The 10,208-nt window shown below is 67.6% G+C and carries 11 protein-coding genes; 8 read left to right on the top strand and 3 right to left on the bottom strand.

What is annotated here, in order from left to right; translation table 11 throughout:
- Positions 1 to 238: 238 nt before the first annotated feature.
- On the top strand, positions 239 to 1,324 hold the full coding sequence (locus RTY46_RS11205) for a helix-turn-helix domain-containing protein (RefSeq protein ID WP_312708421.1): 1,086 nt from the start codon (positions 239 to 241) through the stop codon (positions 1,322 to 1,324).
- Positions 1,325 to 1,399: 75 nt separating this feature from the next.
- Here RTY46_RS11205 and RTY46_RS11200 read toward each other — a convergent pair whose 3' ends face one another.
- Positions 1,400 to 1,882, bottom strand: a complete 483-nt coding sequence (locus RTY46_RS11200) for a YajQ family cyclic di-GMP-binding protein (protein WP_010481366.1) — start codon at positions 1,880 to 1,882, stop codon at positions 1,400 to 1,402.
- Between the two features lie 147 nt (positions 1,883 to 2,029).
- On the opposite strand from RTY46_RS11200, the gene RTY46_RS11195 reads away from it, so the two are divergent.
- From RTY46_RS11195 to RTY46_RS11175, 5 genes are all read left to right on the top strand, one after another.
- Positions 2,030 to 2,926, top strand: coding sequence for a DMT family transporter (locus RTY46_RS11195; RefSeq protein WP_312708420.1), 897 nt, complete (start codon positions 2,030 to 2,032; stop codon positions 2,924 to 2,926).
- Between the two features lie 194 nt (positions 2,927 to 3,120).
- A complete protein-coding gene (locus RTY46_RS11190; RefSeq protein WP_312708419.1) occupies positions 3,121 to 4,128 on the top strand; it encodes a methionine ABC transporter ATP-binding protein in 1,008 nt (335 codons plus the stop codon).
- Complete coding sequence (locus RTY46_RS11185; RefSeq protein WP_312708418.1) at positions 4,125 to 4,814, top strand: methionine ABC transporter permease; 690 nt, start codon at positions 4,125 to 4,127, stop codon at positions 4,812 to 4,814. The genes RTY46_RS11190 and RTY46_RS11185 overlap by 4 nt, the downstream gene beginning before the upstream one ends.
- Before the next feature lie 166 nt (positions 4,815 to 4,980).
- Positions 4,981 to 5,259: a type II toxin-antitoxin system RelE/ParE family toxin gene (locus RTY46_RS11180; RefSeq protein WP_108754202.1), complete on the top strand. Its 279-nt coding sequence runs from the start codon at positions 4,981 to 4,983 to the stop codon at positions 5,257 to 5,259.
- 10 nt (positions 5,260 to 5,269) lie between these two features.
- On the top strand, positions 5,270 to 5,569 hold the full coding sequence (locus RTY46_RS11175) for a HigA family addiction module antitoxin (protein WP_312708417.1): 300 nt from the start codon (positions 5,270 to 5,272) through the stop codon (positions 5,567 to 5,569).
- Between the two features lie 90 nt (positions 5,570 to 5,659).
- Here the strand turns inward: RTY46_RS11175 and RTY46_RS11170 are convergent, their stop codons facing one another.
- Positions 5,660 to 6,268 (bottom strand): lipocalin family protein, encoded by a 609-nt coding sequence (locus tag RTY46_RS11170; protein ID WP_312708416.1) that lies wholly within the window; start codon positions 6,266 to 6,268, stop codon positions 5,660 to 5,662.
- 126 nt (positions 6,269 to 6,394) lie between these two features.
- On the opposite strand from RTY46_RS11170, the gene RTY46_RS11165 reads away from it, so the two are divergent.
- On the top strand, positions 6,395 to 6,718 hold the full coding sequence (locus RTY46_RS11165) for a hypothetical protein (protein WP_312708414.1): 324 nt from the start codon (positions 6,395 to 6,397) through the stop codon (positions 6,716 to 6,718).
- 68 nt (positions 6,719 to 6,786) lie between these two features.
- Positions 6,787 to 8,883, top strand: a complete 2,097-nt coding sequence (locus RTY46_RS11160; RefSeq protein WP_312708412.1) for a prolyl oligopeptidase family serine peptidase — start codon at positions 6,787 to 6,789, stop codon at positions 8,881 to 8,883.
- 108 nt (positions 8,884 to 8,991) lie between these two features.
- Here the strand turns inward: RTY46_RS11160 and RTY46_RS11155 are convergent, their stop codons facing one another.
- Positions 8,992 to 10,176 carry a pyridoxal phosphate-dependent aminotransferase gene (locus RTY46_RS11155; RefSeq protein WP_312708410.1) on the bottom strand — a complete coding sequence of 395 codons (1,185 nt, stop codon included), beginning with the start codon at positions 10,174 to 10,176 and terminating at the stop codon, positions 8,992 to 8,994.
- Positions 10,177 to 10,208: the final 32 nt, after the last annotated feature.

The raw sequence follows: 10,208 nt of genomic DNA, 5'->3' as shown, positions 1-10,208 counted from the left end.
CGCTGTCCTGCGCACACGGCAAGACCGGGGTTGGGCGTCCTGCCCAACCCGCCCGAGGCATGCCTCGGGCCCATGGCGCTCACGCCCCCGCAACCGGACCCACCCCGCCTCCGACGGATTCCTGCGGTCTGTTGGAAGAGCATGGGGTCGGATCCGTTTTCCGGAGGAAAACTGCTCTGACCCCTTGAACGACCACATAACGCAGGCATGGCACGGGTGGGTGTACGCTGTTGCGATGATGGCCACGACAGTCGGGCAACAACAGTTGGTGGCGGCGCGCGATGCGTTCGTCGAGGGCGACATGGCGTCGCTGGCCGGGCTGCCGTTGCCCCTGCAGCAGTCGTGGCAGCGCTCACGGGCGGCCGGGGTGCTGCCCGGGCAGGAACCGTATTACCCGCCGCTGCAGGGCGACGGCCGGCGTCTGCACGATGCCGGGGACCGGCGCCTGGCGCGCTGCGTGCAGCCGGAACTGGAACAGCTGTGGGCGGCCTTCGGTGGGCGCGGCTGGACGATGTTCTGTGCCAACCGCCACGGCATGGTGATCGCGCAACAGGCCCATGGCCTGGAAGATGATGCCTTGCTGCGGCCGATCCAGGTCGGGCGGCAACTGGGCGAAGCGCAGATCGGCACCACCGCGCCGGCGGTCAGTCTGGCCGATGACATGCCCGCGCTGGTGCGCGGCAACGAGCACTACCTGCAGCGCTTCGCGCCGGTGTTCTGCCTGAGTGAGCCGTTGCACGATCTGGACGGCCAGGTCTGCGGGGCGATCGACATCACCGGGCTGGGCGAGCGTGATCCGGCACTGCTGCAGGGCTACTTCCGGCAGGCCGCGCTGGCCAGTGAGAACCGCCTTTTCCAGACCCTGACCGATGTGCACCTGCTGGCCGTGCAGCATGATCCGCGCTGGCTGGCCACGCCGCTGCAGGGGCTGTTGGCAGTACAGGAAGACGGGCAGCTGCGTGCGGCCAACCGCGTGGCGCGGCGTCTGCTGGGCCTGCCGCGGCGGGGGCCATTGCCGCTGTTGTCGATGGAAACCGTGTTTGCTGGCGCCAGCGCGGCGCAGCGCCGCCATGTGCTGCAGCCTGGTCCCGCGCACCGGGTGCGGCTGGGCGAGGGCAGTGCGGTCTACCTGCAGCACCTGCGGGCACCGCGGGCGCCGCGCACACGTGCGCCGGCACCTGCAGCGGTGGCCGCCGCGCCGTTGCGCGAGCAGCAGCGGGAAGCGGCGCGGCGTGCGGCACACGCTGCCGATGGCAACCTGAGCCTGGCCGCACGCCAGTTGGGCGTCTCGCGCACCACCCTGTACAAGCTGCTGCGCGATTAGTCGCGCAGTCCGCCGGGCATGGCACGGCGCTACCGCTGAGGCGCGGGTAGCGCCGGGCCATGCCCGGCGAAAGAATCAATCGCGGAAGTTGTTGAACTGCAGCGGCAGTTCGAACTTGCCGGCCTTCAGCACGGCAATCGCATCCTGCAGATCGTCGCGCTTCTTGCCCTGCACGCGCAGCTTGTCGCCGTTGATCTGGCTTTCCACCTTCAGCTTGGCTTCCTTCAGCGCCGCCGCGATCTTCTTGGCGATCTTCTGCTCGATGCCCTGCTTGACGGTGATCTTCTGCCGGGCCTGCGCCAGGTTGGTTTCGATATCGCCAAATTCCAGGCTCAGCACGTCGATGCCACGCGCAGCCAGGCGGGCGCGCAGGATGTCGTTCATCTGCTTGAGCTGGAACTCGGTCGGTGCGGTCTGGTTGATCACATCGCCATCGCGCTCGAACTTCGCATCCACGCCCTTGAAATCGAAGCGGGTGGCAAGTTCGCGGTTGGCCTGGTCGATGGCGTTGGTCAGCTCGTGGGTGTCGACTTCAGACACGACGTCGAAGGAAGGCATGGGCGTGGCTCCGCGGAATTCAGTGGCGGCCATTCTATCGCGTGGGCCGCGGGGTGTTTGTAGAGTCGAGCCATGCTCGACTGCCGCGTGAAAGCCAGTCGAGCAAGCTCGACTCTACAGTCGGCGGTTGCCGGGCGATAATGGGCCATGAACCTGCAACGCTCCCCTTCGCGCGCGGTGGCCTGGATGGTCGCGGCGGTCGCCTGTTTCTCGCTGATGGATGCCGGCATGAAGCAGCTGTCGGCCAGTTACCCCTCGCTGGAAGTCACCTTCCTGCGCGGTGCGGCGTCGCTGCCGTTCGTACTGGTCTGGGTGCTGGCCAGCGCCGGCCCACGCTCGCTCATCCCGCGCCGCTGGGGCCTGCATCTGCTGCGCGGCGGGCTGGGCATGGCAATGATCGGCTGCTTCGTGTTCGCCCTGCGCGACCTGCCGCTGTCCACCGCCTACAGCATCTACTTCGTCGCCCCGCTGCTGATCGCCGCACTGTCGGTCCCGCTGCTGGGGGAACGGGTGGGCCCGCGGCGCTGGGTGGCCATCGGGGTCGGACTGCTGGGCGTGATCGTGGTGCTGCGGCCGGGCGTGGACGGCTTCATTTCCATTCCCGGCCTGATGGTGCTGGCCGCCGCCACGGCCTACGCCATCGCGGCAATTACCGTCAGCCTGCTGACCCGTACCGATACCTCGCAGTCGATGGTGGTCTGGTTCCTGGTCATCATGGCCATCGGCGCCGGCCTGCTGGCGCTGCCTGACTGGGTGCCGCTGCAGCTGGCGCAAGCGCCGTTGATCGCCGGCATGGGCCTGGCCGGCGCACTGGGCCAGATTGCGCTGACCAAGGCGTTCCAGCTGGGTGAGGCGTCGATGATCGCGCCGCTGGAGTACAGCGGCCTGGTCTGGGTGATCGGCTGGGACCTGGCCTTCTGGGGCCAGCTGCCGGACGCCTACACCTGGGTCGGCGCGGCGATCATCGTGGCGTCGGGCCTGTACCTGCTGCACCGCGAACGCCTGAACCGGGTGCAGCCGCCGAAGCCGCTGGACCACCCCTGACCGTGGCGGGTCGGGGGTCGGAGCCCCTTCGGGGATCCGACCCCGGGGTCAGACCCCCGCAGGGGCTCTGACCCCACCGGTACACGCGACTTAGAATCAAAAGGAATAACATTCTGGCCCAAGGCGCAGGCGCGGAACCGCCGGCGCTGGTAGGCTGCACGCCCCTTCTTCCGCCCCGCCGGTGAGCCACGCCCGTGATCGAGTTCCAGCGCCTGCACAAATCCTATGCCGTTGCCGGCCGCCAAGTGAGCGCGCTGCAACCGCTGGACCTGACCATCGAGGCCGGCGAAGTGTTCGGCATCATCGGTCATTCCGGCGCGGGCAAGTCGACCCTGATCCGCATGATCAACCGCCTGGAAGAACCCAGCGGTGGCAAGCTGCTGATCGGCGGCGAAGACATCACGGCGCTGGATGCCGACGGCCTGCGCGCGCTGCGCCGTCGCATCGGCATGATCTTCCAGCACTTCAATCTGCTGTCTTCGCGCACGGTGGCCGGCAACGTGGCGTTTCCGCTGGAACTGGCAGGTACGCCGAAGGCGGAGATCGACGCGCGCGTGGCCGAGCTGCTGCAGACCGTTGGCCTGCAGGACCACGCGGCGAAGTACCCGGCGCAGTTGTCCGGCGGTCAGAAGCAGCGGGTGGGCATTGCCCGCGCGCTGGCCACCCGCCCGCAGATCCTGCTGTGCGACGAAGCCACCAGCGCGCTGGACCCGCAGACCACCGCCTCGGTGCTGGCACTGCTGTCCAAGATCAACCGCGAGCTGGGCCTGACCATCGTGCTGATCACCCACGAGATGGATGTGATCCGCCGCGTCTGCGATCGCGTGGCCGTGCTCGACGGCGGCCACTTGGTGGAAACCGGTCCGGTCACTCAGGTTTTCCTGCACCCACAGCACGCCACCACGCGGCGCTTCGTCAGCGAATCCGAACACGTGGACGAAGGCGTGCTGCACCGCGATTTCGACGTGGTGGGCGGGCGCATCGTGCGCCTGACCTTCCTCGGCGGTGACACCTACGAGCCGTTGCTGGGCCGCGTGGCCCGCGAGACCGGCATCGACTACAACATCCTGTCCGGCCGCATCGACCGGATCAAGGACACCCCGTATGGCCAGCTGGTGGTCGCCCTGGTGGGCGGCGACCCGTCCGCCGCGCAGGCCGCGTTCGTGGCTGCCGGCGTGCACGTTGAGGAACTGCGCCGATGATCGTCGCCACTGCTGAAGGCTTCTTCCGCCACCTGGATGCCAACAAATGGGTGGATATCGGCAAGGCCACCATCGAGACGCTGCTGATGATGGCCGGCTCGCTGCCGCTCACCCTGGCCATCGGCCTGCCGATGGGCGTGCTGCTGTACGTGTTCGGTGCGCCGCAGATGAAGCGTCGGCCGTTGGCCTATGGCGTGCTGGCGGTCGTGGTGAACCTGCTGCGCTCGGTGCCCTTCATCATCCTGATGGTGGTGCTGATTCCGGTGTCGCTGTGGCTGATGGGCCAGTCGATCGGCGTGCTCGGCACGCTGCCGGCGCTGGTGATCGGCGCGGCGCCGTTCTATGCGCGCCTGGTCGAAACCGCTCTGCGCGAAGTGGACCGAGGCGTGGTCGAGGCCGCGCAGTCGATGGGCGCCACGACCTGGCAGCTGGTCACCCGGGTGCTGCTGCCCGAAGCCCGGCCGGGCCTGATCGCGGCCGCCACGGTCACTACGGTCGCTCTGGTCGGCTTCACCGCCATGGGCGGTGCGATCGGCTCCGGTGGCCTGGGTGACCTGGCGCTGCGCGAGGGCTACCAGCGCAACCGCACCGACGTAGCCCTGGTCACCGTGGTGGTGCTGCTGATCCTGGTGCAGCTGCTGCAGATGCTCGGCGACCGTCTGGTCGCGCATTACACCCGCAAGTAACCGGTTTATCCGCCGGGCATGGCCCCTCGGCTACGGTAGCGCCGGGCCATGCCCGGCGGCGTCAGCATGACGCGATCCGTCCATCGGAACCTTGAATCGCCGAAGCGGGACTGGCCTCACATCCAGTCCCTTGGTATATTCCGTTTTACGTAATACGTTTTGCGGAATGATTCGATCCTTCCGTTGCAAACACACCCGTGCCCTGTTCGAAGGTCAGTGCCATCGTCCCTGGCAGTCAATCCGCCGGGTAGCCGAGCGGAAGCTGCAGATGCTGGACTCGGCACAGACGCTGTCGTTCCTGCGCAGTCCGCCTGGCAACCGGCTGGAGGCGCTAACGGGTGACCGCAAAGGGCAGCACAGCCTGCGCATCAACGATCAGTGGCGGCTGTGTTTCATCTGGACCGAAACCGGTCCGGAGGCCGTGGAAATCGTTGACTACCACTGAGGTTCTGGCCATGAAGCCATCCATCAACCGCATGCGGGCCATCCATCCCGGTGAGATCCTGCGCGAAGAGTTCCTCGCGCCGCTGGCCCTGAGCGTGAATGCGCTGGCGAGGGCATTGGATGTTCCCGCCACGCGCCTGCATGCCATCGTGCATGGTGAACGCGCGATCACGGCCGATACGGCGGCCCGCCTGGCACGGCATTTCGGGGGCGATGCGGCATCGTGGCTTGCAATGCAGGCAACCTACGATCTGAAGACGTTGCCGACCCTGGGCGAGATCGAGCGCCGCGTGCAGCCAAGGGCTGCGTAGCAGCGCGGGACATCCGCCGGGCATGGCCTGGCGCTACCGCAATGACCGCGCGGCCACGGCAGCGCCGGGCCATGCCCGGCGAACGCTCTCTCAGCGCACGTTCGGCACTTCGTAGCCCAGCTTGCCTACCTGTTCGGCGTGCTGCGGCACGCGCTTGAGCTTGTCGGTGTTCACCCCGTACTCGTCACGCAGGCGCTCGGCCAGCTCCTTGTACAGCGCCTTGTCCATGTCCGGCTGGCGGGCAAAGATCCAGGCCATCTCGCGGCCGGGATAGCCGATCAGCGCCCAGGAATAGTCCGGCGCCACTTCCAGCACCCGCGAATGGGTCGGCACCACCCGGTAGAACCAGGTGCGCCAAGCATGGTTGCCACTGTCCGCATCGACGCTGGCGCGCGCCCGCACTTCCTGCAGCGGCTGGCCGAAGCCATCGCGGTAACGGTAGGTGATGGCGACCTTGTGGTCGTCGCGCAGTTCGTACTGGTTGACGCTGGCCACGTGCCCACGTTCGATGAAATTCGGCACGCGACCGATCACATACCAGGTGCCCATGAAGCGCTGCAGGTCAACCGGTGCATCCGGATCGACGGCCGCACGGTCAGGCAGCGCGCTGCGCGACGCCGGCGGATCTTCGGCAGCCAGCGCGGCGCCTCCCAGTGACAGGGCCAACACCATGGCGCAGAACGGGCGGATCGGGGACATGCGGGAGCGGGCTCCAGTGGGCTTGCCCGCGCATGGTCACTGGGTGCAGCCGATCCGTCAATGGTGTCGCAGCCCGTGAGAAGCGTTGCCGCCACGCTGTGCGTCATCGATCACCGGAGAACGACCATGAACGCACGCACCGCGCATCGCCCGTCAGCTGAACGCCTCAGGCAGCGTCCCGATCCGCGCGTGCTGCGCCTAGTGCAGCAGCTGGCCCTGGCGGGTGTGGCGCTGGTGCTGGTGTGGCCGGCTGCACGCGGCCATCACGCCTGGCTGGGCTGGGCACCGCTGTGGCTGGTCGGCATGCCGCTGGTGGCGTGGTGGGCCCTGCTGGGCTGCCCGTTGCCCGTGCGGGCCGCCCTGCGGCGGTTGCGCGGTCCGCAGCAGCAGGCACGGCGGCGTCCGTCGCGCCGGCAGCGGCGCGCACGCGGGCAGGCGGCCACAGCCTGACCTTCGACACGGGGGCGGCCGTCCGAACCGTGCTAGCGTTCCACGGTTAATGACTGCCTGGAGCTGCAATGTCGCGATTCGCTTCCGCCTGCCTGTTGGCCGGCATGATGACCGGCGCCTCGGTGGGGACCGCCGTGGCCGCTGAAGACACCGACCGTTACGCCTGGCTGGAGGACGTGACCGGCGACAAGCCGCTGTCCTGGGTGAAGGAGCAGAACGCCAAGTCCGAGGCGCGCCTGGCGCAGACCCCGGCGTTCAAGCAGATGGAAGCAAGCATCCGCGAGGTGCTCGATTCGGACGCCAAGATTCCCGGCGTGCAGAAGATCGGCGAGTACTACTACAACTTCTGGAAGGACAAGCAGCACGAACGCGGCCTGTGGCGCCGCACCACGCTGGCCGAGTACCGCAAGGCCTCGCCGCAGTGGGAAACCGTGCTGGACCTGGACGCGCTGAACAAGGCCGAGGGTGAGAACTGGGTCTGGCACGGCGCCGACTGCCTGCGCCCGGACTACAGCCGCTGCCTGATCGCGCTGTCGCGCGGTGGCGCCGACGCCGATGTCACCCGCGAATTCGACCTGGCCAACAAGGCCTGGATCAAGGATGGCTTCTTCCGTCCCGAATCGAAGGGCGGCCTGGGCTGGATCGACCGCGACACCGTGTTCGTCTACACCGATTTCGGCGCCGGCTCGATGACCACCTCCGGCTACCCGCGCGTGGCCAAGCTGTGGAAGCGTGGCACGCCGATGGCCTCGGCCAGCGTGGTCTACGAAGGCAAGCCGGAAGACATGTACATCGCGGCCATGCACGATGACACCCCCGGTTTCGAGCGCAACCTGGTCAGCCGCACGCTGGCCTTCTACAACAACGAGATCTACCTGCGCAGCGACACCGGTGCGCTGACCAAAATCGACGCGCCGAACTCGGCCGAGAAGGGCCTGCACAAGCAGTGGCTGACCCTGGAACTGCGTGATCCGTGGACCGTGGGCGGCAAGACCTACGCTTCTGGTTCGCTGCTGGCGACCAAACTGGACGACTTCCTGGCCGGCAAGCGCGACTTCGAGGTGCTGTTCGCGCCGACCGCCACCACCTCGCTGGCCAGTGTCTCGTGGACGAAGAACCACCTGGTGCTGAACGTGCTGGATGACGTCAAGAACCGCCTGTCGGTACTGACGCCGGGCGCGAAGGGCTGGCAGAAGAGCGACTTCGTCGGCGCGCCGGCGTTCGGCACGCTGGGCGTCAGTGCGGTCGACAGCAACGACAGCGACGCGGTCTGGCTGACCGCCACCGACTACCTGACCCCGACCACCCTGGCCATTGCCGACATCGGCAAGGCGCCGGAAGTGCTGAAGACCATGCCGGCCTTCTTCGATGCCAAGGGCAAGGTGATCGAACAGCACTTCGCCACCAGCAAGGATGGCACCCGCGTGCCGTACTTCGTGGTGCACGACAAGGCGATGAAGCTGGATGGTTCCAACCCGACCCTGCTGTACGGCTACGGTGGCTTCGAGATCTCGCTCACCCCGGCCTACTCCGGCGGCATGGGCCGCGCGTGGCTGGAAAAGGGCGGCGTGTACGTGGTCGCCAACATCCGTGGCGGTGGCGAGTACGGCCCGCGCTGGCACCAGGCGGCGCTGAAGCAGAACCGTCACAAGGCCTATGAAGACATGGCTGCGGTTGCCCAGGATCTGGTCACCCGCAAGATCACCAGCGCCAAGCACCTGGGTGTGCAGGGCGGCAGCAACGGTGGCCTGCTGACCGGCAACATGCTCACCCAGTACCCGGAACTGTTCGGTGCGGTGGTGGTGCAGGTGCCGCTGCTGGACATGAAGCGCTACAGCCACCTGCTGGCCGGCGCTTCGTGGATGGCCGAGTACGGCAACCCGGACACCAGCGACTGGGAGTTCATCAAGACCTTCTCGCCGTACCACCTGTTCGACGCGAAGAAGAACTACCCGCCGGTGCTGTTCACCACTTCCACCCGCGATGACCGTGTGCATCCGGGCCACGCCCGCAAGATGGCGGCCAAGATGATCGACGCCGGCAAGGACGTGACCTACTACGAGAACATCGAAGGCGGTCATGGCGGTGCAGCCAACAACGCGCAGGCCGCGCACATGTCCGCGCTGGCCTACAGCTTCCTGTGGGAGCGCTTGGGCGGCAAGTGATGGAATGAAAAACGCCGCCCTCGGGCGGCGTTTTTCGTTGGGGCCCGCGTATCCACGCATGGCGTGGATCTACGGGTGCGCGGTGCGCTCGCCGGGCATGGCCCCGCGCTACCGGAACCGCAGCAACCCACGCGCGATGCGCGCCACCGCCTCCTGCAACCGCGGTACTTCCTGGGTGTACGCCAACCGCACGTGCTGGTTGGCGCGGTGGAAGCCGAAGTCCAAGCCCGGCGTGAACGCCACGTGCTCGGTTTCCAGGAAATGCGCGCAGAACGCCTGCGCGTCGTCGGTGAACGCGCTGACGTCGGCGTACAGGTAGAACGCGCCCTGCGGTTCCACCTCGATGCGGAAACCCAGTTCGCGCAGCGCCGGCAGCAGGAAATCACGGCGCTGCTGGAACGCCTGCCGGCGCTGCTCGAAGATCGCCATCGATTCCTCGCTGAAGCAGGCGAGGGCGGCATGCTGGGCGATGCTCGAGGCGCTGATGTACAGGTTCTGTGCGAGCTTCTCCAGCTCGGGTACGGCCGCCGGTGGCGCCACCAGCCAGCCCAGCCGCCAGCCGGTCATGCCGAAGTACTTGGAGAAGCTGTTCAGCACGAACGCGCTGTCATCCACCTGCAGCACGCTGGGCGCGTCCAGGCCATAGGTGAGGCCGTGGTAGATCTCGTCCACCACCAGGTGGCCGCCGCGCGCATGCAGCGACCTCGACAGGGCGGCCAGTTCATCGGCCAACAGCACCGTGCCGGTCGGGTTGGCCGGTGAGGCCACCAGCGCACCGACGCTGTCGCTGTTCCAGTGGTGTTCCACCAGTGCAGGGGTCAACTGGTAGGCGGTGTCGGGGCCAACCGGCACCAGTTGCGCGCCGCCTTCCACCAGCCGCAGGAAGTGGCGGTTGCACGGATAGCCCGGGTCGGCCAGCAGCCAGTGCCGGCCCGGATCGACCAGCAGGCTGCTGGCCAGCAGCAGCGCACCGGAACCGCCCGGGGTGACCAGGATGCGCTCGGGGTCGATGTCCAGCCCGTAATGGCTGGCATAGAAACCGCTGATGGCCTGGCGCAGCGCGGGCAGCCCGCGCGCGGCGGTATAGCGCGTGTGGCCGGCGGCCAGTGCGGCCTGGCCGGCGCGTACGATGGGGTCGGCGGTGGTGAAGTCCGGCTCCCCGATCTCCAGGTGGATCACATCGTGGCCGGCCTGTTCCAGCGCCTGCGCGCGGGCCAGCAGGGACATTACGTGGAACGGGGCGATTTCATGGCTGCGCCGGCTGTAGCCCGGCGTGTGGGGCAGGGTGCTCATGCGCCCATGGTACGCCGCACGGGAATGGTAGA

The organism is Stenotrophomonas sp., from assembly GCF_032056425.1.
Lineage (GTDB): Bacteria > Pseudomonadota > Gammaproteobacteria > Xanthomonadales > Xanthomonadaceae > Stenotrophomonas.
This window is presented reverse-complemented; position numbering and strand designations above follow the sequence as displayed.

Bases quoted from the DNA above. Each gene is read 5' to 3' on its own strand.
- RTY46_RS11195 (WP_312708420.1), top strand. From the start codon at position 2,030: ATGAACCTGCAACGCTCCCCTTCGCGCGCGGTGGCCTGGATGGTCGCG.
- RTY46_RS11180 (WP_108754202.1), top strand. From the start codon at position 4,981: ATGATTCGATCCTTCCGTTGCAAACACACCCGTGCCCTGTTCGAAGGT.
- RTY46_RS11170 (WP_312708416.1), bottom strand. From the start codon at position 6,268: ATGTCCCCGATCCGCCCGTTCTGCGCCATGGTGTTGGCCCTGTCACTG.
- RTY46_RS11205 (WP_312708421.1), top strand. From the start codon at position 239: ATGGCCACGACAGTCGGGCAACAACAGTTGGTGGCGGCGCGCGATGCG.
- RTY46_RS11165 (WP_312708414.1), top strand. From the start codon at position 6,395: ATGAACGCACGCACCGCGCATCGCCCGTCAGCTGAACGCCTCAGGCAG.
- RTY46_RS11200 (WP_010481366.1), bottom strand. From the start codon at position 1,882: ATGCCTTCCTTCGACGTCGTGTCTGAAGTCGACACCCACGAGCTGACC.
- RTY46_RS11175 (WP_312708417.1), top strand. From the start codon at position 5,270: ATGAAGCCATCCATCAACCGCATGCGGGCCATCCATCCCGGTGAGATC.
- RTY46_RS11160 (WP_312708412.1), top strand. From the start codon at position 6,787: ATGTCGCGATTCGCTTCCGCCTGCCTGTTGGCCGGCATGATGACCGGC.
- RTY46_RS11155 (WP_312708410.1), bottom strand. From the start codon at position 10,176: ATGAGCACCCTGCCCCACACGCCGGGCTACAGCCGGCGCAGCCATGAA.
- RTY46_RS11185 (WP_312708418.1), top strand. From the start codon at position 4,125: ATGATCGTCGCCACTGCTGAAGGCTTCTTCCGCCACCTGGATGCCAAC.